This is a genomic window from Pseudomonas sp. FSL W7-0098 (assembly GCF_005930585.1).
In the GTDB taxonomy this organism is placed as follows: domain Bacteria; phylum Pseudomonadota; class Gammaproteobacteria; order Pseudomonadales; family Pseudomonadaceae; genus Aquipseudomonas; species Aquipseudomonas bubulae.
Window position 1 is genome coordinate 14,357 of record NZ_RXHW01000003.1, and the last position, 24,213, is coordinate 38,569.

Sequence of the window (24,213 nt, forward strand, 5' to 3'; positions counted from 1 at the left end):
TTGGAGGCGGGTTAATGGCATTTGACGCTTGCGTCGAGGGCCAGTGGCTCCGTCACCAACACTCACTGACCAAGGAATGACCACATGAGCTTGTGGACGACCCAGCCAGATCTGGCACGCCTCAATGAAATGCGCAAAAACACCATTTGCGATGTGCTGGACATCACGTTCGATGCGTTTGACGACAACTCCATCACCGCAAGCATGGTAGTGGACCATCGTACCCACCAGCCCTTCGGCTTGCTGCATGGCGGTGCGTCGGTGGTGCTGGCAGAAACACTCGGCTCGATGGCCAGCTACATGTGCATCGATACGCAAAAATTCTATTGTGTGGGCCTTGAGGTCAATGCCAACCACTTGCGTGGCGTGCGCAGCGGCCGGGTGAGTGCAATCGCACGCCCGGTCCATATCGGTCGCACCACCCATGTGTGGGATATCCGCCTGAGCGACGACAGCGGTAAAATAAACTGCATCTCGCGCCTGACCATCGCCGTTGTGCCCCTGGGTGAAACACCCCCAGCGCGGTGATCAAACGGTCAGTCAATGGCCGTAGTGTCGTCACTCATGGCGCATACGGTCATTGATATGAAGAATATTCCTGCAGACAATACGGCATTCTTCCTACATCTGGATGCCTTGTATGTCTCGGCAGATTTTTTTCGCCCATGCCAACGGCTTCCCTTCAGCCACGTACGGGAAGTTGTTCAATGCCCTGGCGCCGGATTTTTGCGTGACGCATTTGTCACAGCACGGGCATGACCCGCGTTACCCGGTGGACAACAACTGGCATAACCTGGTCGATGAGCTGATATATCATCTTCGCCAGCAAGCCGGGCCCGTACTGGGCGTGGGTCACTCGCTGGGCGGGATGTTGCATTTGCATGCCGCAATCCGCTGCCCGCAGCTTTACCGGGGCGTCGTCATGCTGGATTCGCCGGTGTTGACGCGCACTGATCAATGGGTGATTCGCGCGGCCAAGCGCTTTGGCCTGATTGATCGCCTGACCCCCGCCGGTCGCACGCTAGGGCGGCGTGAAGAGTTTGCCGACCGTGAAGCGGCACGCGCTTACTTTGCCGGCAAATCACTGTTTCGCAGCTTTGACCCCGATTGCTTCGAGGCCTATCTGGAGCACGGCTTGCAACCTGTGGATGAGTGTTTGCGGTTGCGCTTTGACCCTGCCACCGAAATCGATATCTATCGCAGCGTTCCGCATACCAGCCCCGGGCAGGCCTTCAAGCTGCAGGTGCCGCTGACCGTGGTGCGTGGTCGCGACAGCCGCGTGGTCATGAACCATCATGCCAGGGCGGTGGCGCGCATGCCCAACGGCGAGGCGTTGAGCGTGCCGGGCGGGCACATGTTCCCGCTTGAGCAGCCGCAGGATACCGCCAGCCTGCTGAAACAGATTTTTGCCCGCTGGGAACTCCGTCATCCCGGCCTTTAACGAGCATTTCGCATGAGCCCTGTGGTTGAAGAAATTCGTCTGAGCCTGCCGCATATCGAGCTGGCTGCACATATATTCGGCCCCGAGGATGGCTTGCCTGTTATCGCCCTGCATGGCTGGCTGGATAACGCCAACAGCTTTGCCCGGCTGGCGCCAAAGCTGACGGGCTTGCGTATCGTGGCCCTGGATTTTGCCGGGCATGGCCATTCCGATCACCGTCCCCGTGGCGCCGGCTATGCGCTGGCGGACTATGCCTTTGATGTGCTGTGCGTGGCCGAGCAACTGGGCTGGGAGCGCTTTGCTCTGCTTGGGCACTCACTGGGTGCCATTGTGTCTGTGGTCATTGCCGGTTCGTTCCCGGAGCGCGTGACCCGCATGGGGCTGATTGATGGCATTGTCGCGCGCAGCGGCCCCGAGGGTGATGCCGCCGAGCGCATGGGCCAGGCTCTGCAGGCGCAGCTCGATCTGGAGCACAAGCGCAAGTCGGTGCATCCGACACTCGACCGGGCTGTCGAAGCGCGGATGAAAGGCCTGGTAGCCGTCAGCCGCGAGGCCGCCGAGCTGCTCGCCCAGCGCGGGCTGATGCCCGTGCCCGGCGGCTACAGCTGGCGCAGCGACAGCCGACTCACCTTGCCATCGCCCTTGCGCCTGAGTGACGAGCAGGCGATGTCCTTTGTACGACGGGTGAGTTGCCCGACCACCCTGGTGGTGGCGCAGCAGGGCATGCTGGCCAGCCACCCCGAGCTACTGGATCGGCTACCCTTCAACCTGGAACGGTTGCCGGGTGGCCATCATTTGCACCTGAATGACGAGGCGGGAGCGATCCTTGTTGCAGACTGTTTCAATCGCTTCTTCGCTGTTCCTTGACTTGCGGCTAGCAACTGTCGAGGCTTGGCGGGTTGAAATGGGAGACAACCATGATAGATCTGTACACCGCTGCGACCCCGAAAGGCCACCCGGTCTCTATCGTGAGGATGCTCAGCCACACGTCATCACCCGGTGATGTGCGCCGATGAAAATACCCAGCCGATTTATCCTGGCTCTGGGCCTGGGCTGTTTGAGCCCGTTACTTTGGGCCAGCGATGTGCCCGGCAGCAGTGATTTGCCGGATGTGCCGCGCCTCGCGGACGCGCAGATTGTCGATTACAGCGTGCGGCCCGATGTCGAACGTATCTACCCGATGGGCTCGATCCGCAAGATCAGCGGCCGCCTGCGATTCGAAGGGCAGGTCAATGCCCGTGGTCAGATAACGGCCGTCACCTACGAGCTGCCTGCCGAGCACTCGGCCACCGAAGCCTTTACCGCTGCACGCGAGGCGTTGCAAAAGCAGGGCGCCGAGTTGTTGTTCTGGTGTCAGGCTCGTGACTGTGGCGAAAGCAGCCTGTGGGCCAATGAAGTGTTCGGCAATTCCAAGCTGGTGGGCTCCGACGAGCAGCAGTCTTACTTGCTGCTGCGCCGTGCGGCCCCCGCTCAGAACCAGCTGGTTGCCCTGTACGGGATCAATCGAGGCAATCGCAAGGCCTATCTGCACGTTGAGCAGATGCAGGCGAGTGCCGACCTGGGAGAACTGTTGCCTACCTCGGCCACCCTGCAACGCCAGCTTAAAAGCACGGGCGAGCTGGATTTTCCCAAGCTTGCGGGCGACCCGGATACTCAGTGGCTGACGTTAATTTCAAGGGCATTGAACCTGGATGCAACCTCCAGGGTCAGTTTAACCGGTGCCAAGGCTGGCGGCTGGCGCGATGCGCTGATCGCTAACGGTGTACGGGCGTCGCGCCTGGAACTGGGTGGCGGTCAGGCCAAAGGGTTGCGCATCGAACTCTTGCGTTAAGCCTGTGTAAACGACGACTACACTCTACGTAGTCGTCGTCCTTCTTTGATTTCTGAATTTTCTGTGGAACACACATGCTCAATAACGATCGCCTGCTGGTGCAGATTCTGCTCCTGGTGTTGTTCGGTGCCAGCCTGTGGGTGATGGCCCCTTTCTGGTCGGCCTTGTTCTGGGGCGCGGTACTGGCATTTGCCAGCTGGCCCCTGATGCGCCTGCTGACACGCTTGCTCGGTGGGCGCGAGTCGCTCGCTGCCGGCATCCTTACCCTGGGCTGGATGCTGTTGGTGGCCGGGCCTCTGGTGTGGCTGGGGTTGAACCTGGCAGATCATGTTCGCGATGCCACCACCTTCGTCAAGGATGTGCAGCTTGAAGGTTTGCCTGAAGCGCCGGCCTGGCTGGCCGGTCTGCCGCTGGTGGGGGAGCGTCTGGTGGGCATCTGGAACACCATCGACGAGCAGGGTGCGGCAATGCTGGTGGCCATCAAGCCTTACCTGGGGCAGGTCGGTAACTGGTTGCTGGCGCGCAGTGCACAGATCGGCAGCGGTATTCTGGAACTGACGCTGAGTATTGTCTTTGTGTTCTTTTTCTATCGTGACGGGCCGCGCCTGGCGAGTTTTGTACACGGTTTGCTGGAGCGCCTGATCGGTGAGCGCGCGGATTATTATCAGGAGCTGGTGGCCGGTACCGTGCAGCGCGTGGTCAACGGTGTGATCGGCACCGCAGCGGCGCAGGCATTGCTGGCATTGATCGGCTTCTTGATTGCCGGCGTGCCGGGGGCGCTGGTACTTGGGCTGGCTACGTTCCTGCTCAGCCTGATTCCGATGGGGCCGCCGCTGATCTGGGTACCTGCCACGGCCTGGCTGGTCTGGAAGGGTGACTACGGGATGGCGATCTTTCTCGGCATCTGGGGCACGCTGATCATCAGCGGTGTCGATAACGTGCTCAAGCCTTATCTGATCAGTCGGGGCGGCAACCTGCCACTGGTGATCGTGCTGCTGGGCGTGTTTGGCGGCTTGATAGCTTTCGGCTTTATCGGCCTTTTCATCGGCCCCACCTTGCTCGCCATCGCCTACAGCCTGCTGGTGGACTGGAGTGCCAGCCAGCAGAACAGAGGCAAGGTCTGACCTAGCCGAACTTGGGCCCGGAACGGGTATTGTTGCCCTTGGCCAAGCGGTCGTAGAGCACCACGTTGACTGTTGCAGCCAGGTTCATGCAGCCGGTGGTGGGGATGTAAATCACGTCCTCACACCATTCCAGCACATCCTTGCCGAGGGATCCGTCTTCCGGGCCAAAGATATAAATCGCCCGATCCGGGTGGGTGTACTCGGGCAATGGGCGCGCGCCCTCGACCATTTCTACGGCGACGGGGATACAGCCCAGGGGGATGATTTTTTTCAGGTCATCGATACCGATCAGCGGGATATCCTGATGGACTTTCTTGGTATCGGTGATGAAGTCGCGGGCGCGTTCATAGCGCTTGCCGGTATAAAACACCGACGCCACGTTGTAGCAACCAGCCGCACGCATCACCGAGCCGACGTTTTCCGGTGATTTGGGGTTATACAAACCAATGCAGCTGTACCGTTTGTTTGCCACGTGCCCGAGCCCTTGCGAAAAAAGACGCGAGTATACCTGTGTTGTCCCAAACTCCGTAGCAGCTGCCGCAGGCTGCGTCCGGCGACGGAGTCGTCGTAAAGCCCGAGCCTTGCGGTCTGCTCGTGAAGTCGCGGGCTCTGGTTTTACGATCGCTGCGCAATCGGACGCAGTTTCGGCAGTTGCAACGAAAACAGGCTACTCGTCTTTTTTCATCAGCCCGGCCAGCGCGGCGAACGGGTTGTGGGTGGCCTTGGCAATTTTCGGGCTGCTGGTGGAACTGTCCGAAAAATACTGCTGGTCGGTGTAGCGCGAGTGTTCGTTGTCGTGGCAGTACAGGCACAACAGCTCCCAGTTGGAGCCGTCCTGCGGGTTGTTGTCGTGGTTGTGGTCGCGGTGGTGAACAGTCAGCTCGCTCAGGCGCTTGCCGGCAAATTCACGGGCGCAGCGGCCGCACACGTGGGGGTACATTTTCAGGGCCTTGTCGCGATAGCCCATTTCGCGGTCACGCTGGGCATCGGCCAGGATGCGATCCAGCTTGGCGGTGTGGGAGGGTGGATTCGCCGAACTCATGGGTTCACCTTGTAAGACTAATGACGGTTATGTCGTTAAGTTTAGCTGTTGATCAGCCTTTGATTTTTTCTGCAATCCAGATGGTGTGTCGGGTGCCCTTGTTGCCGTGGGCAAACACCTGGACTTCCTCAGCCTTGAAACCGGCTTTGCGCAGTTTGTCCGAAAATTGTTTGTCGGCACTGGCAGACCATACCGCCAGTATGCCTTTGGGGCGCAAGGCCTTGGCGCAGGCACTCAGGCCGCCGGCCGAATACAGCCAGCTATTGGCTTTTTGGGTCAGGCCTTCGGGGCCGTTGTCGACGTCGAGCATGATTGCGTCAAAACCGTTGGGTTCGGCTTGCAGCACCTTGGCCACGTCTTCCATGCGAATCACGGTGCGTGGGTCTTGCAACGGGTTGCCCGATTTTTCGCCCAGCGGGCCGCGGTTCCATTCCACAACGCCGGGCACCAGTTCGGCAACCACCACTTCAGCCGTTTTACCCAGATGTTTGAGTGCCGAAGCCAGGGTAAAGCCCATGCCCAGCCCGCCGATCAGTACCCGCGATTGCTGGCGCCCTGCGACTTTGCGGCAAGGTATTTCGGCCAGTGCGTCTTCGGAGCCGTGCATGCGGGTGTTCATCAGCTGGCCGCCATCACCACCCTGAATCTTGATCACGAAGTCTTCGCCATACTCGAACAGGCACAAGGCGCCGCCGTTTTCGGGGATCGGAGTGGTGTCGAGCAAAACAAAACGTTTCATGGAAATCTCATTGAGGGGGGCAAAAACCGCAGGTTACGAGTAGCCTGAGGGCAGACAAGCCGGTCTGGCAACGGAGTGATTGATGAAACGCACTATTCTAACGGCCATTGCAGGGTGCGCGCTCTTGATAAGTGCGGCCCAGGCAGCGGAATTGACCACAGTACCGATTACCCCCGTGACAGCCGCGCCGGGTTCGCCGGGCACCGCCACGCCAACCCCGTACCCGCAAATCACCCCGCGCGCCGTGCCCAAGCCTGTGGCCGGTAGTGGCAGCCTGATACCGCTGCCACCGATCGACCTGCCGCAGCCGCCCAAGGATCAGCCACTGCCGGGGCTGGAGCTTAAAGACCCGAAGGGCAAAAGCCCACAGGATTGACCGTGCATCCACCGAGCTGATGCTTTGCCTTTGTGGGAGCGAGCCTGCTCGCGAACGATCTTCGCGAGCAGGCTCGCTCCCACGGTTACAGTATCTCTAACGGTTGAAGAGGGGTGTGATCGGCGGGGCTGTCAAATCCCCAGCACCTTGAACACAAATGCATATTCCAGCGCCACGTCGCGCAAGCCCTGATAACGCCCGCTCATGCCGCCATGGCCCGCCTCCAGTTCAGTCTTGAGCAACAGCAGGTTGTTGTCGGTCTTGCTGGCGCGCAGCTTGGCCACCCATTTGGCCGCTTCCCAGTACTGCACGCGACTGTCGTTGTACCCGGCAATCACCAGCATTGACGGGTAAGCCTGCGCGGTAACGTTTTCATAGGGCGCGTAAGCCTTGATCCGTTCATAGACCTCGGGGTCTTGCGGGTTGCCCCATTCGTCGTATTCGGTGACGGTCAGCGGCAGTTCCGGGTCGAGCATGGTGTTGAGCACATCCACAAACGGCACTTCGGCAATCGCTGCCTTGAACAGTTCCGGGCGCTGATTGAGTACGGCACCGATCAACAGGCCACCGGCGCTGCCGCCACTGATGACCAGTTGTTCGCTGCGGGTCAGCCCTTGGTCGATCAGGTGTTCGGCGCAGGCGATAAAGTCGGTGAAGGTGTTGTGTTTGTGTTCCTGCTTGCCCGCGCGATACCAGGCCTCGCCCAACTCGCCGCCGCCACGCACATGGGCAATGGCAAAGGCCACGCCACGATCAAGCAGGCTTAGACGGGCATGGGAAAACCACGGGTCAAGGCATTCGCCATAGGCCCCGTAGCCATACAGGTAGAGCGGCACAGGTTTGCCCAGCACATCGCGTTTGACCACCAGGCTGATCGGCACCTGAGTACCATCGGGGGCGGTGGCCCATAAACGGTGGCTGACGTAATCATCGGCGTTGAATGGCCCCAGCACAGGGGTTTCCTTGAGAACGCTTTGCTCGCCTGTGGCAAGGGTCAACTGGCGCACTTGTGCCGGGCGATTCAGCGCCTCGTAGCGAAGGCGAATGTACTTGCTGTCAAATTCCAGGCTGTCTTGCACATACAGGCTGTAGGCCGCGTCCGGCAATTGCACGCGATATGGCGTCAGGCCGTCGGGGCGGATTTCGATAATGGGCAAGCCGCCCTCGCGCAGGCTCAGGCACAAGGCTTGGGCGTTGAGGGTCATGCCTTCCAGCATCACGCTGTCACTATGGGCAATCAGTGGCTGCCAGTCATTGCGTGACGGCACCTCGCCGAAGGCGTAATACAGGGCAAAGTTGATGCCGTCCTGATTGGTGCGGATAAACCACGCCCACTGGCCTTCAAACAGGCCGTGATCGACGCTGTAGTCGTGGTTTTCAACCCGTAGTGCCAGACAGCTGAAGGGCTGGCGCGGCAGGTTGGCGTCCAGCACCCAGGTTTCGCTGGTGGTTTTACTGTTAAGCAACAAAATCAGTTGCTGTTCAGAACTAGAGCGGTAGCAGTGCAGGAAAAACCTCCCGTCCGCTTCATGGAATACTTCATGGGCAGCTGTTTCGCCGAGGGTGTGGCGAAACAACTTGTGCGGACGATGGGTGTCGTCCAGCCCGGCGAAAAACAGGGTCTGGCTGTCATTCGCCCAAGTCATGCTGCCATCGCAGTCTTCAAACGGCAGCTCGGTGACCGTGCCGCTGCCCAGCTCTTTTACAAACAGGCGGTAGGTTTCTTCGCCGCTAGTGTCCAGGCTGTAGGCCAGGCGCTGGTGATCGGGGCTGATAGTGAACGCCCCCAGAGAAATAAAGCCACCATCGGCCAATGCATTGGGGTCCAGCAACAAATGTTCGGCGTTCTCGTCCACCTGCTGGCTGTCATCGGCCGGGCGCGGGCAACGGTAGTGGCGGGCGTATTCATCGCCGGCGTTGGTGCGCGTGTAATACAGATACGGGCCCCAGGGGGAGGGCAGCGACAGATCAGTCTCGCGAATCCGTCCCTTGATCTCTTGAAACAGCGTCTCCCGCAATTCAGCCTGGTCGGCCAACTGCGCCTCCTGATAACTGTTTTCGGCTTTCAGGCAGTCCAAAACCTCGTCACTGTCGCGGTTTTGCAGCCACGAGTAAGGGTCTGAGCCCTCGATCTTATGTGCGATAGGAGCGCTGATTGGGGAGGCTGATTGGGTCATTGAGTGTGCTCTGAAATCTGCATGAAAAATAAGTGACGCTGACGGCGTTGCAGCCGCACTGCCTAAAAGCCGTTATCATAGCCTCTCATTGCCTGCCGACCATGGATACCATGACCGAGAACGACTATCTGATCGCCTGGGGCCTTTACGCCTTTGCTGCTTTGGGCTGCCTGCTCGTATGGTGCCGCATGACCCGCTTTATGTGGCGCTGGTTGCGCGAACCGTTGCGGGTATTAATGGCCGTGTTGCTGTTCAGCCCGACCATCATTGACCCGGTCAAGGAAAAATTTGCCCCTGCAGTGGCGATTGCTGCTCTGGATCTGGCCTTTAAAGTGGGCGACAACGCCTGGCGCGCGGTCTCTGACCTGCTGATGTACGCCATAATTGCACTGTGCGTTTACGCTATATTTGTGCTGATCCGCTGGCCGATCGAGCGCTCCGGCAAAGCCCGCAAGGCGCAAGCCGCCGCGGCCGCCAAAGCCCGTCAGGCCGATCCTGAAGACGACCAGCCTTTTGGCCCGGCCGGCGATGACCGTCATGTTCCAAAGAGTGCGCCGCGTGCATCGGGCCCGTCACGGGTTGAGCCGCGGTTGTAATTTTGTTTCGTCCAGCCTGAATGCGAGAGTGCGAGCGTGTGTGAATTATTGGGCATGAGCGCCAACGTCCCGACTGATATTGTGTTCAGCTTTACCGGCCTGATGCAGCGCGGCGGGCGTACTGGCCCGCATCGTGATGGCTGGGGCATTGCCTTCTATGAAGGCCGGGGCCTGCGCTTGTTCCAGGACCCTGCCGCCAGTTGCGACTCCGAAGTCGCCCTGCTGGTACAGCGTTACCCGATCAAAAGCGAAGTGGTGATTGGCCATATCCGCCAGGCCAACGTGGGCAAGGTGTGCCTGTCCAATACCCACCCGTTTGTTCGCGAGCTGTGGGGACGCAACTGGTGTTTTGCGCACAATGGCCAGTTGGCCGACTTTTCTCCGAGTACGAGTTTTTACCGCCCTATTGGTGATACCGACAGTGAAGCGGCGTTCTGTGACCTGCTCAACCGGGTCCGTGAAGCCTTCCCGGAGCCGGTCGACGTCGAACGCATCCTGCCGGTGCTGGTTGAGGCCTGCGCCGAGTTTCGCAGCAAAGGCGTGTTCAATTGCCTGCTCAGTGATGGCGACTGGCTTTTCTGCTATTGCTCGACCAAGCTGGCGCAAATTACCCGGCGAGCCCCGTTTGGCCCGGCGCGCCTGAAAGATGTCGATGTTATCGTCGATTTTCAGGCAGAGACCACGCCCAACGATGTAGTCACCGTGATTGCCACCGAGCCACTGACTGAAAACGAAACCTGGACACGCTACGAACCGGGCCAATGGAGTCTGTGGCGACGCGGTGAATGCGTCAGCCAGGGCATAACCGAATAAGGATGGGTGTGTATGTTCCTGAGCTACCTGCGGTTGGTATTGTTTACCCTTGGCCTGCTGATCGGTGTGCAAGTGCCGGGGTTTATCAATGATTACGCCAACCGTGTTGAAGCTCATCTGATCGAGGCCCAGACCGGGTTGGCGGGGTTCCAGAACACCGCCAACCAGTTTTTCAAGGGTGACCTGCAAGCGCTGGTGGCCCATTACCAGGCCAGCGATGACCCGGTTTTTCGCAGTGATGCCGGCAGCCTCGGCACCTTGCTCAACCGTCAACGCCTGCTTGATGAGCAGTTCCAGGCCATGCAGGGCCCGTGGTACATGCGCGCCCTGCAAGTGGCCTATGCGGCTGATCCGGCCATTCGCGAAGAAACCCTGAACGCCTACACCTACCAGGTGTTGTTGTCGCCGAGCGCCATTGGTTGGGCGATGGCGGGTGCCTTGCTGTTCTCCTTCATTATCGAAGGTTTCCTGCGGCTGGTGGACTGGGTCGTGCTCGGCGGCAAACGCCAGCGTGAGCGCATTGCCCGCCGCGAGCGCAGCTACTGACCCCGGGGGAATATCCCCTTTCACAAGAAATGTTAAGCAATCAAATTTTTCTTATGCCCGAGCCCGGCTTTTATTAGTTGGACGAATGGCCCGCGCCTGTCGAAAAATGCTCCTACCTAATCTATAAAAAGACCACAGGAGCATCATCGTGAGCCGCCTGTTATTGAATTGTGACATTGGTGAGAGTTTTGGCAGCTGGACCATGGGCCTGGATGCCGAAGTCATGCCGTTTATCGATTGCGCCAACATTGCCTGCGGCTTTCATGCCGGCGACCCGGGCATCATGCGCAAAACCGTGGCCCTGGCTGTGGCGCATAATGTGAAGATCGGTGCTCATCCGGCGTATCAGGATCTGGCGGGCTTTGGGCGCCGATCCATGAGCTATTCGGCGCAGGAAGTGCAGGATCTGCTGCATTATCAGATCGGTGCACTGGACGGTATTTGCCGCGCACAGGGTGTGCAGGTCAGCTATGTCAAACCCCACGGCGCGATGTACAACGACATGATGGCCAACCCGGTACAGCTGCGGGCAGTGGTTCAGGCTGTGGCCGCTTACGATTCCAGCTTGCCGCTCATGCTGATGGCCACGCGAGACAACAGTGCCGCCCAGGCAATCGGCGACGAGTTTGGGGTAACACTGTGGTTTGAAGCCTTTGCCGACCGCGCCTACGACAACGCCGGGCGGCTGGTCTCGCGACAACTACCGGGGGCAGTCCACCACGATGCGGATGTCATCGTGCAGCAGGCCCTGACCATTGCAGCGGGCAAGGCCCTGCTTGCCAGTGACGGCAGTGCCCTGCATTTGCACGCTGATACCCTGTGTGTGCATGGCGACAACATTAGCTCGATTGCTGCTGTGCAGCGTATTCGCGAAGCCCTTGAGCAGCAGGCGCGGGCATGAAGCCGCGTATCGAAGTGGTCGCCATCGATTGCCTGATGCTGCGCCTGTTTGATGAAATTGCCGAAAGCAACATGCCCTGGATACTGGCTGCCAGCGAGCGGATCCGCACCTGCTTTGCGGTGCATCTGATCGATCTGGTGCCGTCCTACACCACAATGATGGTGCATTACGACGGGCTGGCGCTGACCCCGGCCCAGGCCCGTGAATTGATCGCCCAGGCCTTGACCGACCTGCGCCCGGAAACCCGCAACCTTGGCCAGTGTCATGTGCTGCCCGTGTGGTACGACGTGAGCGTGGGCCCGGAACTGACGTTGCTGGCCCAGCGCGCCGGCTGCTCGGTAAGCGAAGTGATTCGCCGGCACAGTGAACACGAATACCAGGTGTTTGCCCTGGGTTTTGCTCCAGGTTTTGCCTTTATGGGGCTGGTTGAAGAGGCTCTGGCCGCGCCACGCCTGAACACCCCGCGCAAGCGTGTGGCCAGTGGCAGCGTGGGCATTGCCGAGCGACAGACGGCAGCCTACCCGGCGCAATCCCCGGGGGGCTGGAACCTGGTCGGGCGTACGCCGAGCGCGCTGTTTGATCGCGAACGTGATGGCTACAGCCTGATGCAACCCGGTGACAGGGTGCAGTTTGCACCCGTGTCCCATGCTGAATTTATCCGCCTGGGCGGTGACGATACGCCTCAGGAGGCCTTGGCATGAGCCACTTATTGATTCAGGCCAGCACTCCATTGTGCCTGCTGCAAGACGCGGGGCGTTTTGGCGTGCGGCATTTGGGCGTAACCCAGGGCGGCGCCGCAGACTGGCTGTCGATGGCCTGGGCCAACTGGCTGCTGGGCAATTCGCCGGATGCAGCGGTGATTGAAATCACCCTGGGCGGCCTGACCCTTGTTGCCAAGGCCGATTGCACTCTGGCATTGGCGGGCGCGGACCTGGCGGCCACCATTGACGGGCAGCCGCTCAAGCCCTGGCGCAGTTTTGTCCTGAAGCAAGGCCAGACCCTTGTATTTACCCGGCCGCTGAGCGGTGCCCGGGCTTATCTGGCAGCGCCCGCGGGGTTTGTCGCGCCGCAGGTGCTGGGCAGTTGCTCGACTGTCGCCCGTGAGCAGCTCGGTGGGCCGGATGGTTTTGGTCGCGGGCTGGTGGCAGGTGATGAATTGACGTACGCCGGGCATGCCGGGCAATTGCGAGAGTTGTCGTGCGAACTGCAACCGGTATTCAGCGCCAATCCGGCGCTGGACGTGGTAATGGGCGCGCAAATGGGTGCTTTCAGCGGGCAAAGTACCTTCGATGCTTTCAACAGCGCCTGGACGCTGGACACTCGCGCCGATCGCATGGGCATCCGTTTGCTGGGGCCTGCGTTGGTGTATCAGGGCGCACCGATGATCTCGGAAGGGATACCGCTGGGCGCCATTCAAGTGCCGCCGGATGGCCAGCCGATCGTGCTGCTCAATGACCGCCAGACCATTGGCGGTTACCCGCGACTTGGCGCCTTGACGCCTTTGGCGCTGGCGCGACTGGCCCAGTGCTTGCCGGGGGAGGGCGTGCATATGCGTCCGACCACGCAGGAGGCGGCGCAACGCCAGCATGTGGTGTTTATGCGGCGGTTTGTGGCTTAGCGCCATTTATGTGGGAGCGGGCTTGCTCGCGATTCAGGCGGCGCGGTAAAGCAGGAACACCGCGTCGAACAATCGCGAGCAAGCCCGCTGCCACACTCACCGCGCTGAATTATTTGGCCAAAAACCGCATCCCTTCTTCCAGCCCTTCAAGGGTGAGCGGATACATGCGGTCTTCGATCAGATCACGTACGATCCCGATCGAAGCCGTGTAATGCCATGTGTCCTTGGGATACGGGTTAATCCACACCAGCTTTTTGTATTTCTCCATAAAACGCTGCATCCACTTGTAGCCCGGCTCTTCATTCCAGTGCTCGACACTGCCCCCGGCATGGGTGATCTCATAGGGCCCCATCGTCGCGTCACCGATAAAGATCACTTTGTAATCCGCGCCATATTTGTTCAGCAGGTCCTGGGTCGAGATGCGCTCAACCTGACGACGCTGGTTGTTCTTCCACACCGATTCATAGATAAAGTTGTGAAAGTAGTAGTACTCCAGATGTTTGAACTCGGTTCTGCACGCGGAAAACAGCTCTTCACAAATTTTGATATGGGCGTCCATCGAACCGCCGATATCGAACAGCAACAGCAGTTTGATATTGTTGCGCCGCTCCGGGCGCATCTGAATATTCAGCAACCCGGCATCGCGGGCGGTGTGGTCGATGGTGTCATCGATATCCAGCTCATCCGCTGCGCCCTGGCGGGCGAATTTACGTAGCCGACGCAGCGCGACCTTGATATTGCGCGTGCCCAGCTCGACCTGATCATCCAGGTTCTTGTACTCGCGCTGTTCCCAGACCTTGGCCGCCTTGCCCTGACGTGCGCCAGCATCGCCCACGCGGATGCCTTCGGGGTGATAACCGCCCGAGCCGAACGGACTGGTGCCACCGGTGCCGATCCATTTGTTGCCACCGGCATGGCGTTCCTTTTGCTCTTCCAGACGCTGCTTGAACGCCTCGATCAGCTTGTCCAGCCCGCCCAGTGACTGCAGCTGGGCGCGATCTTCGTCGCTCAGCGAGCGTTCGAACTCCTTGCGCAGCCAGTCTTCGGGGATCAGTGCCTCCAGGTGTTCATTGAGGTTTTGCAGACCATTGAAATAGGCGCCAAATGCGCGGTCGAACTTGTCGAAATGGCGCTCGTCCTTCACCAGGATCGTACGGGCCAGATAATAGAACTCGTCCATATCGGCGAAGGTCACCCGGTTTTTCAGGGCGTTGATCAGGTCCAGCAGCTCACGCACTGAAACCGGCACCTTGGCCGCACGCATTTCATTGAACAGATTAAGCAGCATGCTTTTCGCCTTCTCGGAAATCAGCGATTGGGGCGGCGGCTCATAAACGCCAGGCGCTCAAGCAATTGCACATCCTGCTCGTTTTTCACCAGGGCACCGGCCAGTGGCGGAATGGCTTTGGTCGGATCACGTTCGCGCAACACCGCCTCGCCGATATTGTCGGCCATCAGCAGCTTGAGCCAGTCGACCAGCTCGGAGGTTGAAGGTTTTTTCTTTAAGCCCGGGACCTTGCGCACATCGAAAAACACATCAAGCGCTTCGCTGACCAGCTCTTTCTTGATGTTGGGGAAGTGCACGTCGACGATTTTCTGCAGCGTGGTGCGGTCCGGGAAACTGATGTAGTGGAAGAAGCAGCGGCGCAGGAAGGCGTCCGGCAGTTCTTTTTCGTTATTGGAGGTAATGATGATGATCGGGCGCACCTTGGCCTTGATCGTCTCGTCCGTCTCGTAAACGTAGAACTCCATCTTGTCGAGTTCTTGCAGCAGGTCATTGGGGAACTCGATGTCTGCCTTGTCGATTTCGTCGATCAGCAGGATGACGCGTTCTTCGGCCTCGAAGGCTTCCCACAACTTGCCCTTTTTAAGGTAGTTGCGCACATCGTGAACCTTGTCGACACCCAGTTGCGAGTCACGCAGGCGACTGACTGCGTCGTACTCATAGAGGCCCTGGTGGGCCTTGGTGGTTGACTTGATGTGCCAGGTGATCAGCTTGCAGCCAAAGGATTCAGCCAGTTGCTCGGCAAGCATGGTTTTACCGGTGCCGGGCTCGCCCTTGACCAGCAGCGGCCGCTCCAGGGTAATGGCCGCGTTGACCGCCAGTTTCAGGTCATCGGTGGCCACATAGGCGCGTGTGCCTTCAAACTTCATCTGCAATTCCTCAAACCATGACCCGGGTCCTGCAAGGGGCAGGGCGGGAGAACTGAAAAGTGTGTCCGACTATAACGCGCTGCCCGCCTGAGGTGAACGCAGACGCGCCATTCAGTCCCTGAATGAGGCGTCACGCCATGACTGGACGCATGTCAGCGTGAGGCCTACCCTTGGGATCTTCCCAAAAGGTGCACAAGGACCCCGCCATGAGCCGCATTTATGCAGACAACGCCCAATCCATCGGCAACACGCCTTTAGTCCAGATCAACAGCATTGCGCCGCGCGGCGTGACCATCCTGGCCAAGATCGAAGGCCGCAACCCCGGTTATTCAGTTAAATGCCGGATTGGCGCCAACATGATCTGGGATGCCGAAAGCCGTGGCGTACTCAAGCCGGGCATGACCATCATCGAGCCTACGTCGGGGAACACGGGGATCGGCCTGGCGTTTGTCGCAGCGGCGCGTGGTTACAAATTGATGCTGACCATGCCGTCATCGATGAGCATCGAGCGGCGCAAGGTACTCAAGGCGCTGGGTGCCGAGCTGGTCTTGACCGAGCCGGCCAAGGGCATGAAGGGCGCGATCGACAAAGCCGCAGAAATTCAGGCCAGCGACCCGGCCAGGTATTTTATGCCGCAGCAGTTTGAGAACCCGGCCAACCCCGCGATCCACGAAAAAACCACCGGCCCGGAAATCTGGAACGACACCGATGGCGGCGTTGATGTACTGGTTTCTGGCGTCGGCACCGGCGGCACGATCACCGGGGTTTCACGCTACATCAAGCACACCCAGGGCAAGCCGATTCTGTCGGTGGCCGTCGAGCCCATCACCTCGCCGGTGATCACCCAGGCGTTGGCCGGAGAAGAAATCAAGCCGTCACCGCACAAGATCCAGGGCATCGGTGCCGGTTTCGTCCCCAAAAACCTTGATCTGTCGATCGTCGATAAGGTCGAACTGGTCAGCGATGACGAATCCAAGGCCATGGCCCTGCGCCTGATGCAGGAAGAGGGCATCTTGTGCGGCATCTCCTGCGGTGCAGCGATGGCCGTGGCGGTGCGACTGGCGGAAACCCCGGAAATGCAAGGCAAGACCATCGTTGTGATCCTCCCCGATTCGGGCGAGCGTTATCTGTCGAGCTTCCTGTTCAGCGACCTGTTCAGCGAGCAGGAATTGCACCCGTAACATTGTGCGGGGGGTGGCGCGCCCGTTCCCCGCAGAGTTTGTGCAACTGACTCAAATCAAGTGGCTAATGCCCAAGTTTCTGAATAATCAGCCTGCTGTTGCGTAAGACTTAATACTGATTATTTGGATTCGTGGGTTTTGTCCTACGCCTGTAGTGTTTATCATGGCCTGCTGCTACATCGGGCTATTGATGCTGCACGGTATTTTTGAGGAGTTGTTGCATGACCTTATCCTTCGCCATTAAGGCAGGGCTCATACTGTTATTTGTCGGCAGCATTCTTTACGTGCACCTGCGCGGCAAGGCACGGTTGCCGGTGTTGCGCCAATTCGTCAACCACTCCGCGTTCTTTGCGCCCTACAACGCCCTGATGTACCTGTTCTCCGGGGTACCGTCCAAGCCGTACCTGGACCGCAGCAAGTTCCCCGAGCTGGATGTGCTCAAGGACAACTGGCAAGCGATCCGCGAAGAAGCCATGCACTTGTTCGATGAGGGCTATATACGCGCCGCCGAGAAGAACAACGACGCAGGCTTCGGTTCGTTCTTCAAAAAGGGCTGGAAGCGCTTTTACCTCAAGTGGTACGACAAGGCGCTGCCATCGGCTGAATTGCTGTGCCCCAAAACCGTTGAATTGGTCAACAGCATCCCCAACGTCAAAGGTGCGATGTTTGCCCTGTTGCCGGGCGGTAGCCACCTCAACCCGCACCGCGACCCGTTTGCCGGATCACTGCGTTATCACCTGGGCCTGTCGACCCCCAACTCCGACGCTTGCCGCATCTTTGTCGATGGCGAGGAATACGCCTGGCGTGATGGTGAAGACGTGATGTTCGACGAGACTTACGTGCACTGGGTCAAGAACGAAACCGATATCACCCGCGTCATTCTGTTTTGCGATATCGAGCGGCCATTGACCAGCCCGCTGATGACCCGTATCAACCGTTGGGTCAGCGCGCAACTGGGTAAGGCGACTGCGCCGCAGAACCTGGACGACGAACGCGTTGGCGGGATCAACAAGGCCTACGCCTGGAGCAAAACCTTCAGTGACCGCTTCAGTGGCGTGGTCAAACAGTGGAAGCGCCGCAATCCCAAGCTTTATCGTATCGCCCGGCCGATATTGGCGGTGCTGGTACTGATACTGCTGTGGCGCTGGTTGTTTGGCTGATTGCATCAGACACAAAAAACCGCTCTCTCGAGAGCGGTTTTTTTTGGATTTTTTTTAAGTCAATTGCCCGCCAAAACCCCACCACGGCATGTGATTATTTGGACGCTGCCATTGCCCCGGGCTTGAGCACCAGCCACAGCGCCACGGCGATCAGCAGACCTCCGTACAGGTGCGCCATCGACAGCGGCTCGCCCAGAAACAGCGCGCCCCACAGCACGCCAAACGGCGGGATCATAAAGGTCACGGTCATGGATTTGACCGGGCCAATGCTGGTCAGCAAGCGGAAGTACAGGATATAGGCAAACGCCGTACACACCAGCCCCAGACCCAGCAACGATAACCAGACACTCGTCCCGCCCCAACTGACCGGTGGCTGATTGATCACACTCAGCCCGAACAGCGGCAGCAGGAACAAAGTAGCCCCGAGCATACTGCCCAGTGCCGAAAGACGAGGGTCGAGACCGCCTTGCTGATCCAGCCAGCGGCGTGCCAAAAAGCCGGCAAATCCATAAAAGGTGGTGGCCAGCAGACAGGCGAGGGCGCCCATCAGCAAGTCCAGATTGAAAGCAACCGGCCCGGCACGGGTCAAAATGCCTACACCGAGCAAGCCCAGAAACACCCCGGCCATTTTGGTCAGGGTCAATTTTTCGCTGAAAAACAGACCGCCGATCAATACGCCCATCAACGGTGTGGTGGCGTTGAAAATCGATGAGTAACCGGCAGGCAACACCTGGGCCGCCACCGAATACAGTGTGGCCGGTACCCCGGAGTTGATAACCCCCAGTATCAGGATTACCTTGAGTTTGCCGCCGAAATCCCAGCGCACGCGCATCAGCGCCAGAATCACTACCAGACCGGTTGCTGCGATGGAAACCCGGAAAAAAGCTGTCGGGATGGTCCCGAGTACCGGTGCAATGATCCGCATAAACAGAAAGCTGGCGCCCCAAATGCCTGCCAGCGACAGCATGCGCAGCAAATCGACAAGTCTCACGGGATTTTCCTTACAAGTTTCAAGGCGGGCAGTGTAGGGGATGCAGCGGACAAGACAACGCGCTAATTCCTACAGATTCGTGCATGAGCGTCCAAATCTGCGACAATCCGCCCCCTGCATTTACGAAGAATTCTGCGCACCTGATGACTGACGAATCGCCTGCTATCGACCAACTGTTGAAAAACCTCGATCAAGCCATGATTGCCGACCGCCACAAGCTGCGCCGGCAATTGCATGAGCTGCGCAAAAAGCCTGACGACGCCAAGCTGGCCGCCTGGGCCGAGCGGGTGCAGGCGTCGTGCGCGCAGGTGGCAGCGCGGGCGGCCAGTGTGCCGCAGGTTCGCTATGACGAAAATCTGCCGATCGCGGCCAAGCGGGACGAGATCAAGGCCGCGCTGCTCAAGCATCAGGTGCTGATCCTGGCCGGTGAAACCGGCTCGGGCAAAACCACCCAGTTACCGAAGATCTGCCTTGAAATCGGCCGTGGGCAGCACGGCCTGATCGGCCATACCCAACCGCGGCGCATCGCCGCCCGCAGTGTGGCCAGCCGGGTGGCTGAAGAGCTGGGCACGCCGCTGGGTGCGCTGGTCGGCTATCAGGTGCGGTTTGAGGATCAGAGCGATTCCAATACCCTGATCAAGCTGATGACCGACGGTATCCTGCTGGCCGAAACCCAGCACGACCGCTATCTCGAACGCTATGACACGATCATCGTCGACGAAGCCCACGAGCGCAGCCTGAACATCGACTTTTTGCTCGGTTATCTGAAGATCCTGCTGCCCCGTCGTCCCGATTTGAAGGTCATCATCACCTCGGCAACCATCGATCTTGAGCGTTTCTCCAAACACTTCAATGACGCGCCCATTGTCGAAGTGTCGGGCCGTACCTTTCCGGTCGAGACCTGGTATCGCCCGTTGACCTCCCAGCAGGACGAAGAGGGCAACAACGTTGAAGAAGACCTGAGCGTCGACCAGGCCATTATTGCCACCCTGGACGAGATTGCCGCGTTCGAGCGCAGTGAGCGTAAAAGCCCCGGCGATGTGCTGGTATTTTTACCAGGCGAGCGGGAAATCCGCGATGCCGCCGACATGCTGCGCAAGGCGCAACTCAAGCACACCGAGATCCTGCCGTTGTATGCGCGGTTGTCGCCTGCCGAACAGCAGCGGATTTTCCAGTCGCACCCGGGCCGCCGTGTGGTGCTGGCCACCAACGTAGCGGAAACGTCATTGACTGTGCCGGGCATCCGTTACGTGATTGACAGCGGCACGGCGCGCATCAGCCGATACAGCTACCGGGCCAAGGTCCAGCGCCTGCCGATAGAAGCGATTTCCCAGGCCAGCGCCAACCAGCGCAAGGGCCGTTGTGGCCGGGTCGAGCCGGGTATCTGCGTGCGCCTGTATGCCGAAGAAGACTTTAACGGTCGCCCGGAGTTTACCGACCCCGAGATTCTTCGTACCAACCTTGCGGCAGTCATCCTGCAAATGCTGCACCTGCGCCTGGGCGAAATCACCGCGTTTCCGTTTATTGAGCCGCCGGACGGCAAGGCAATCACCGACGGTTTCAATCTGCTGCAAGAACTGTCGGCGGTTAACCGCGAAAATCAGCTCACACCGCTGGGCCGTCAGTTGGCCCGCCTGCCGGTAGACCCGCGCATGGGCCGTATGTTGCTCGAAGCCGCCAAGCTCGGCAGTTTGCAGGAAGTATTGATCGTCGCCAGTGCGATGTCGGTGCAAGACCCGCGTGAACGTCCGCCGGAACGTCAACAAGCGGCTGATCAGGCCCACGCGCAATGGAAAGATGTCGACTCTGACTTTGCCGGTCTGATCAACGTATGGCGCGGTTTTGAGGAGCAGCGCCAGGCGCTGACGGCCAGCCCGCTGCGCAACTGGTGTCGCAAGAACTTCCTCAACTACCTGCGGTTGCGCGAGTGGCGTGATTCCCACCGTCAATTGAGCCTGATCTGTCGCGATATGCAGCTCACGGTCAATCAGGAACCGGCCGATTATGCAAAACTGCACAAGGCGGTGCTGTCGGGGTTGCTGAGCCAGATCGGGCAAAAAACCGAGGACGGAGATTACCTCGGGGCGCGCCAGCGGCGGTTCTGGATCCATCCGTCTTCGGGGCTGGGTAAAAAGCGTCCGCAGTGGCTGATGACTGCCGAGCTGGTAGAAACGACCAAATTGTATGCGCGGATGGTGGCCAAGATCGAGCCGGACTGGATCGAACCGCTGGCCGGGCATCTGGTGAAAAAGAACTATTTCGAGCCCCATTGGGAGAAGAAGCGCGGGCAGGTGGTGGCCTATGAGCAGATCACCCTGTTCGGCCTGATCGTGGTCGGTCGCCGTGCCGTGCATTACGGGCCGATTGACCCGGTGCTGTCCCGCGAGCTGTTTATCCGTGAAGGGCTGGTGCGTGGCGAAATTCAGTCGCGGGCCAAATGCCTGACGGCCAACGCGCAGTTGCTTGAACAACTCGACGAACTGGAGGCCAAGGCCCGGCGCCGTGACATTCTGGCGGATGAAGAAACCCTCTACGCGTTTTACGACGCTCGCCTGCCTGCCGAGATTCATCAGACCGCGACATTTGACAGCTGGTATCGGGTCAACAGCCAGAAAGATCCACAGTTGCTGATCATGCGCGAAGAAGACGTGCTGGCCCGCGAAGCCACCGAAATCACGGCCATGCATTACCCTGACACTTTGCATCTGGGGGATTTGACCCTGGAGCTCAGCTATCACTTTGAACCCAACCACCCCCGCGATGGCGTGACGGTCAAGGTGCCAGCGCCGCTGCTCCCGGTTTTGCCGCCGGAACGTATGGAGTGGCTGGTGCCCGGCATGATAGAAGCCAAATGCATCGCTCTGGTGCGCAGTTTGCCCAAGGCATTGCGCAAAAACTTCGTGCCGGTGCCGGACTTCGTCAAGGCCGCGTTGCAGCGCATGGAATTTGCTGAGGGATCATTGCCACAAACCCTGGGCCGCGAATTGCTGCGCATGACCGGCGCTCGGGTGAGCGACGAGGCCTGGGCGCAAGCCGCGCAGCAAGTTGAAAATCATCTGAAGATGAATATCGAAGTGGTCGACGCCGACGGCAAGTTTCTCGGCGAGGGTCGTGATCTGGCCGAATTGACGGCCCGCTTTGCCCAGGCCAGTCAGGCAGCACTGGCCGTACCGCAAACCGCGAAAAATCAGCAGCCGGTCGAGGCCAAGGTGTTTGCCCCGGTGGCGGAGAAAACCCAGCAGAAGATCGCCGGGCTGTCGATGACGGTTTACCCGGCGCTGGTGGAAGAGGGCAATACGGTCAAGGAAGGGCGCTTTTCTACCCCGGCCGAGGCTGAGTTCCAGCATCGCCGTGCGTTGCAGCGTTTGCTGATGCAACAACTGGCGGAACCGGCGAAATTTTTGCGTGGCAAGCTGCCAGGGTTGACTGAGCTTGGCCTTTTGTACCGCGAATTGGGTCGGGTCGAGAGCCTGGTGGAGGACATTCTGCTGGCCAGCCTCGACAGCTGCATCCTGGAAGGCGAGGCGGTATTACCCCGTGATGGCGCGGGGCTGGCATCGCTTGCCGAGCGCAAGCGCGGAGCCTGGACCGAACATGCGGAAAAGCTGGCCAGACTGACGCTGGAAATCCTCAAACTGTGGCATGGTCTGCAAAAACGCTTCAAGGGCAAGATCGATCTGGCCCAGGCGGTGGCGTTGAATGACATAAAGCAGCAGCTGAGCCATCTGGTGTACCCGGGTTTTGTGCGCGAAACCCCGGCTTTGTGGCTTAAAGAGTTGCCGCGCTACCTCAAGGCGATAGAAATGCGTCTTGAAAAACTGCCGGGCCAGGTGCAAAAAGACCGGGTCTGGAGTGGTGAGCTGAGTGGTTTGTGGGCGCAGTACCAGGCGCGTGCGACCAAGCATGCGCAGGAGGGCAAGCGCGATCCGCAACTTGAGTTGTACCGCTGGTGGCTGGAAGAATATCGGGTGTCGTTATTCGGCCAGCAACTGGGGACCAAGGTGCCGATTTCGGACAAGCGCCTGAGTAAGCAGTGGAGTTTGGTGGAGGCTTGAGCCTGCAGTCCTGTGGGAGCGGGCTTGCTCGCGATGCAGGCGACGCGGTCATGCATTTGCACCGTGTTGCTGCAATCGAGAGCAGGCCAGCTCCCGCGGGGGATTACTGCAAGATCCGTAAATAACGCCAAATGCTGGCATTTATGGCAAACTTCGCGGCTATCCGTACCTGAAACGATTTCAATATCTTCTGCTTGAACAGAATAGAGGAACGATCGTGCATAACGTCGTCATCAGCGGCACCGGCCTGTACACCCCGGCCAACAGCATCTCCAACGAAGAGCTGGTGCAGTCTTTCAATACCTATGTACAACAGTTCAACGCGGACCACGCCGTGGCTATCGAGGCCGGTGAAATCCAGCCTCTGGCCGAGTCCAGCGCCGCCTTTATCGAAAAGGCTTCGGGCATAAAAAGCCGCTTTGTGATGGACAAGGACGGCATCCTTGACCCGCAGCGCATGCGCCCGCATTTGCCGGAGCGCTCCAACGACGAAATGTCGGTACTCTGCGAAATGGCCGTTGGCGCTGCCAAACAAGCACTGGAACGCGCGGGTAAAACCGCCGCTGACATCGACGGCGTGATCGTGGCCTGCTCCAACCTGCAGCGCCCGTACCCGGCCATTGCCATCGAAGTGCAACATGCACTGGGTATTCAGGGTTTTGGTTTTGACATGAACGTGGCCTGTTCTTCCGCAACGTTCGGTATCCAGACCGCCAGCAACAGCGTCCAGTTGGGCCAGGCTCGCGCGGTACTGCTTATCAGCCCTGAAGTATGCACCGGCCACTTGAACTTCCGTGACCGTGACAGCCACTTTATCTTTGGCGATGCCGCGACCGCGATAGTGGTCGAGCGTGCCGACCTGGCAACGTCCGAACACCAGTTCGACATCGTCAGCACTAAACTGCTGACTACGTATTCGAACAATATTCGCAACAATTTCGGCTTCCTCAACCGTGCATCCGACGAGCCAGCTGACAGCCCGGACAAACTGTTCGTGCAAGAAGGGCGCAAGGTCTTCCGCGATGTCTGCCCGATGGTGGCTGAACTGATCGGCCAGCATCTGCAGGAAAATCAGCTGGACGTGGCGCAAGTCAAACGTTTCTGGTTGCATCAGGCCAACCTGAGCATGAACCACCTGATCGTGCGCAAGCTGTTGGGCCGCGAAGCTTCGGTCGAAGAAGCTCCGGTGATTCTCGACACCTATGCCAACACCAGTTCGGCCGGTTCGGTGATTGCCTTCCACAAGTACCAGGACGACTTGCCAAGCGGTTCGCTGGCGGTGCTCAGCTCGTTCGGTGCCGGCTACTCGATTGGCAGCGTGATTCTGCGTAAACGCTAAGGTCACAGCTGGTTTGTGGTGGGAGCGGGCTTGCTCGCGATACAGGCAGCGCGGTCTGACAGGCAAACTGCGGTGATGCTATCGCGAGCAAGCCCGCTCCCACACAGAAAAATCACTTTCCGGTTGCGG

At 59.2% G+C, this 24,213-nt stretch carries 23 protein-coding genes; 16 read left to right on the top strand and 7 right to left on the bottom strand.

Annotation, left to right across the window (positions count from 1 at the left end; all coding sequences use genetic code 11):
- Window positions 1-84 precede the first annotated feature (84 nt).
- The 5 genes from FHL07_RS05605 to FHL07_RS05625 all read left to right on the top strand — a co-directional run bounded on the left by FHL07_RS05605 (window position 85) and on the right by FHL07_RS05625 (window position 4,396).
- A complete protein-coding gene (locus tag FHL07_RS05605) occupies window positions 85-528 on the top strand; it encodes a hotdog fold thioesterase (protein ID WP_095002696.1) in 444 nt (147 codons plus the stop codon).
- Between the two features lie 112 nt (window positions 529-640).
- Window positions 641-1,441 (top strand): alpha/beta fold hydrolase, encoded by an 801-nt coding sequence (locus FHL07_RS05610; RefSeq protein WP_095002695.1) that lies wholly within the window; start codon window positions 641-643, stop codon window positions 1,439-1,441.
- Window positions 1,442-1,453: 12 nt separating this feature from the next.
- Window positions 1,454-2,308, top strand: a complete 855-nt coding sequence (locus FHL07_RS05615; RefSeq protein WP_095018948.1) for an alpha/beta fold hydrolase — start codon at window positions 1,454-1,456, stop codon at window positions 2,306-2,308.
- A gap of 145 nt (window positions 2,309-2,453) precedes the next feature.
- Window positions 2,454-3,272, top strand: a complete 819-nt coding sequence (locus tag FHL07_RS05620; RefSeq protein ID WP_138738193.1) for a DUF4892 domain-containing protein — start codon at window positions 2,454-2,456, stop codon at window positions 3,270-3,272.
- Window positions 3,273-3,346: 74 nt separating this feature from the next.
- Window positions 3,347-4,396 (top strand): AI-2E family transporter, encoded by a 1,050-nt coding sequence (locus tag FHL07_RS05625; RefSeq protein WP_095002692.1) that lies wholly within the window; start codon window positions 3,347-3,349, stop codon window positions 4,394-4,396.
- Window position 4,397: 1 nt separating this feature from the next.
- On the opposite strand, the gene FHL07_RS05630 is transcribed toward FHL07_RS05625, so the two are convergent.
- The 3 genes from FHL07_RS05630 to FHL07_RS05640 form a co-directional block, all read right to left on the bottom strand.
- The gene (locus FHL07_RS05630; RefSeq protein ID WP_016781674.1) at window positions 4,398-4,868 is read right to left on the bottom strand and encodes an RNA methyltransferase; all 471 of its coding nucleotides are present in this window, start codon (window positions 4,866-4,868) and stop codon (window positions 4,398-4,400) included.
- 195 nt (window positions 4,869-5,063) lie between these two features.
- Window positions 5,064-5,438: a YajD family HNH nuclease gene (locus FHL07_RS05635; RefSeq protein ID WP_016781673.1), complete on the bottom strand. Its 375-nt coding sequence runs from the start codon at window positions 5,436-5,438 to the stop codon at window positions 5,064-5,066.
- Between the two features lie 52 nt (window positions 5,439-5,490).
- Window positions 5,491-6,177: a spermidine synthase gene (locus FHL07_RS05640; protein ID WP_095002691.1), complete on the bottom strand. Its 687-nt coding sequence runs from the start codon at window positions 6,175-6,177 to the stop codon at window positions 5,491-5,493.
- A gap of 82 nt (window positions 6,178-6,259) precedes the next feature.
- On the opposite strand from FHL07_RS05640, the gene FHL07_RS05645 reads away from it, so the two are divergent.
- Window positions 6,260-6,553, top strand: a complete 294-nt coding sequence (locus tag FHL07_RS05645) for a hypothetical protein (protein ID WP_095026953.1) — start codon at window positions 6,260-6,262, stop codon at window positions 6,551-6,553.
- Window positions 6,554-6,684: 131 nt separating this feature from the next.
- Here FHL07_RS05645 and FHL07_RS05650 read toward each other — a convergent pair whose 3' ends face one another.
- Complete coding sequence (locus FHL07_RS05650; protein WP_138738194.1) at window positions 6,685-8,730, bottom strand: S9 family peptidase; 2,046 nt, start codon at window positions 8,728-8,730, stop codon at window positions 6,685-6,687.
- Window positions 8,731-8,831: 101 nt separating this feature from the next.
- Between FHL07_RS05650 and FHL07_RS05655 the strand changes: the two genes are divergently transcribed.
- From FHL07_RS05655 to FHL07_RS05680, 6 genes are all read left to right on the top strand, one after another.
- Window positions 8,832-9,326: an MFS transporter gene (locus FHL07_RS05655; protein ID WP_095002714.1), complete on the top strand. Its 495-nt coding sequence runs from the start codon at window positions 8,832-8,834 to the stop codon at window positions 9,324-9,326.
- 36 nt (window positions 9,327-9,362) lie between these two features.
- Entirely contained in the window at window positions 9,363-10,139 is a 777-nt protein-coding gene (locus FHL07_RS05660; protein ID WP_095002688.1) for a class II glutamine amidotransferase, read from the top strand.
- Window positions 10,140-10,151: 12 nt separating this feature from the next.
- On the top strand, window positions 10,152-10,685 hold the full coding sequence (locus FHL07_RS05665; RefSeq protein ID WP_095002687.1) for a DUF2937 family protein: 534 nt from the start codon (window positions 10,152-10,154) through the stop codon (window positions 10,683-10,685).
- Between the two features lie 148 nt (window positions 10,686-10,833).
- Window positions 10,834-11,586, top strand: coding sequence for a 5-oxoprolinase subunit PxpA (locus FHL07_RS05670; RefSeq protein WP_095026952.1), 753 nt, complete (start codon window positions 10,834-10,836; stop codon window positions 11,584-11,586).
- A complete protein-coding gene (locus FHL07_RS05675) occupies window positions 11,583-12,287 on the top strand; it encodes a 5-oxoprolinase subunit B family protein (protein WP_095002685.1) in 705 nt (234 codons plus the stop codon). Before FHL07_RS05670 ends, FHL07_RS05675 begins: the two co-directional genes overlap by 4 nt.
- Entirely contained in the window at window positions 12,284-13,204 is a 921-nt protein-coding gene (locus FHL07_RS05680) for a 5-oxoprolinase subunit C family protein (protein ID WP_138738195.1), read from the top strand. The genes FHL07_RS05675 and FHL07_RS05680 overlap by 4 nt, the downstream gene beginning before the upstream one ends.
- 109 nt (window positions 13,205-13,313) lie before the next feature.
- Here FHL07_RS05680 and FHL07_RS05685 read toward each other — a convergent pair whose 3' ends face one another.
- Both FHL07_RS05685 and FHL07_RS05690 read right to left on the bottom strand, forming a co-directional pair.
- Entirely contained in the window at window positions 13,314-14,492 is a 1,179-nt protein-coding gene (locus tag FHL07_RS05685; protein ID WP_138738196.1) for a vWA domain-containing protein, read from the bottom strand.
- A 20-nt stretch (window positions 14,493-14,512) separates the two neighbouring features.
- Window positions 14,513-15,358: an AAA family ATPase gene (locus FHL07_RS05690; RefSeq protein WP_095021285.1), complete on the bottom strand. Its 846-nt coding sequence runs from the start codon at window positions 15,356-15,358 to the stop codon at window positions 14,513-14,515.
- Between the two features lie 206 nt (window positions 15,359-15,564).
- Here FHL07_RS05690 and cysK point away from each other — a divergent pair, with 206 nt between their 5' ends.
- Together cysK and FHL07_RS05700 are read left to right on the top strand one after the other, a co-directional pair.
- Window positions 15,565-16,539 carry a cysteine synthase A gene (cysK, locus tag FHL07_RS05695; protein WP_095002681.1) on the top strand — a complete coding sequence of 325 codons (975 nt, stop codon included), beginning with the start codon at window positions 15,565-15,567 and terminating at the stop codon, window positions 16,537-16,539.
- A 221-nt stretch (window positions 16,540-16,760) separates the two neighbouring features.
- Window positions 16,761-17,699, top strand: a complete 939-nt coding sequence (locus tag FHL07_RS05700; protein ID WP_088377780.1) for an aspartyl/asparaginyl beta-hydroxylase domain-containing protein — start codon at window positions 16,761-16,763, stop codon at window positions 17,697-17,699.
- Between the two features lie 94 nt (window positions 17,700-17,793).
- On the opposite strand, the gene FHL07_RS05705 is transcribed toward FHL07_RS05700, so the two are convergent.
- The gene (locus FHL07_RS05705; RefSeq protein ID WP_095002680.1) at window positions 17,794-18,690 is read right to left on the bottom strand and encodes a DMT family transporter; all 897 of its coding nucleotides are present in this window, start codon (window positions 18,688-18,690) and stop codon (window positions 17,794-17,796) included.
- A 143-nt stretch (window positions 18,691-18,833) separates the two neighbouring features.
- Between FHL07_RS05705 and hrpA the strand changes: the two genes are divergently transcribed.
- Together hrpA and FHL07_RS05715 are read left to right on the top strand one after the other, a co-directional pair.
- The gene (gene hrpA / locus FHL07_RS05710; RefSeq protein ID WP_095018956.1) at window positions 18,834-22,745 is read left to right on the top strand and encodes an ATP-dependent RNA helicase HrpA; all 3,912 of its coding nucleotides are present in this window, start codon (window positions 18,834-18,836) and stop codon (window positions 22,743-22,745) included.
- Window positions 22,746-22,962: 217 nt separating this feature from the next.
- Window positions 22,963-24,084, top strand: a complete 1,122-nt coding sequence (locus FHL07_RS05715) for a beta-ketoacyl-ACP synthase III (protein WP_095002679.1) — start codon at window positions 22,963-22,965, stop codon at window positions 24,082-24,084.
- Window positions 24,085-24,213: the final 129 nt, after the last annotated feature.

Coding starts and splice junctions, on each gene's coding strand:
- FHL07_RS05605 (WP_095002696.1), top strand. CDS start 85: ATGAGCTTGTGGACGACCCAGCCAGATCTGGCACGCCTCAATGAAATG.
- FHL07_RS05610 (WP_095002695.1), top strand. CDS start 641: ATGTCTCGGCAGATTTTTTTCGCCCATGCCAACGGCTTCCCTTCAGCC.
- FHL07_RS05615 (WP_095018948.1), top strand. CDS start 1,454: ATGAGCCCTGTGGTTGAAGAAATTCGTCTGAGCCTGCCGCATATCGAG.
- FHL07_RS05620 (WP_138738193.1), top strand. CDS start 2,454: ATGAAAATACCCAGCCGATTTATCCTGGCTCTGGGCCTGGGCTGTTTG.
- FHL07_RS05625 (WP_095002692.1), top strand. CDS start 3,347: ATGCTCAATAACGATCGCCTGCTGGTGCAGATTCTGCTCCTGGTGTTG.
- FHL07_RS05635 (WP_016781673.1), bottom strand. CDS start 5,438: ATGAGTTCGGCGAATCCACCCTCCCACACCGCCAAGCTGGATCGCATC.
- FHL07_RS05640 (WP_095002691.1), bottom strand. CDS start 6,177: ATGAAACGTTTTGTTTTGCTCGACACCACTCCGATCCCCGAAAACGGC.
- FHL07_RS05645 (WP_095026953.1), top strand. CDS start 6,260: ATGAAACGCACTATTCTAACGGCCATTGCAGGGTGCGCGCTCTTGATA.
- FHL07_RS05650 (WP_138738194.1), bottom strand. CDS start 8,730: ATGACCCAATCAGCCTCCCCAATCAGCGCTCCTATCGCACATAAGATC.
- FHL07_RS05655 (WP_095002714.1), top strand. CDS start 8,832: ATGGATACCATGACCGAGAACGACTATCTGATCGCCTGGGGCCTTTAC.
- FHL07_RS05665 (WP_095002687.1), top strand. CDS start 10,152: ATGTTCCTGAGCTACCTGCGGTTGGTATTGTTTACCCTTGGCCTGCTG.
- FHL07_RS05675 (WP_095002685.1), top strand. CDS start 11,583: ATGAAGCCGCGTATCGAAGTGGTCGCCATCGATTGCCTGATGCTGCGC.
- FHL07_RS05680 (WP_138738195.1), top strand. CDS start 12,284: ATGAGCCACTTATTGATTCAGGCCAGCACTCCATTGTGCCTGCTGCAA.
- FHL07_RS05685 (WP_138738196.1), bottom strand. CDS start 14,492: ATGCTGCTTAATCTGTTCAATGAAATGCGTGCGGCCAAGGTGCCGGTT.
- FHL07_RS05690 (WP_095021285.1), bottom strand. CDS start 15,358: ATGAAGTTTGAAGGCACACGCGCCTATGTGGCCACCGATGACCTGAAA.
- cysK (WP_095002681.1), top strand. CDS start 15,565: ATGAGCCGCATTTATGCAGACAACGCCCAATCCATCGGCAACACGCCT.
- FHL07_RS05700 (WP_088377780.1), top strand. CDS start 16,761: ATGACCTTATCCTTCGCCATTAAGGCAGGGCTCATACTGTTATTTGTC.
- hrpA (WP_095018956.1), top strand. CDS start 18,834: ATGACTGACGAATCGCCTGCTATCGACCAACTGTTGAAAAACCTCGAT.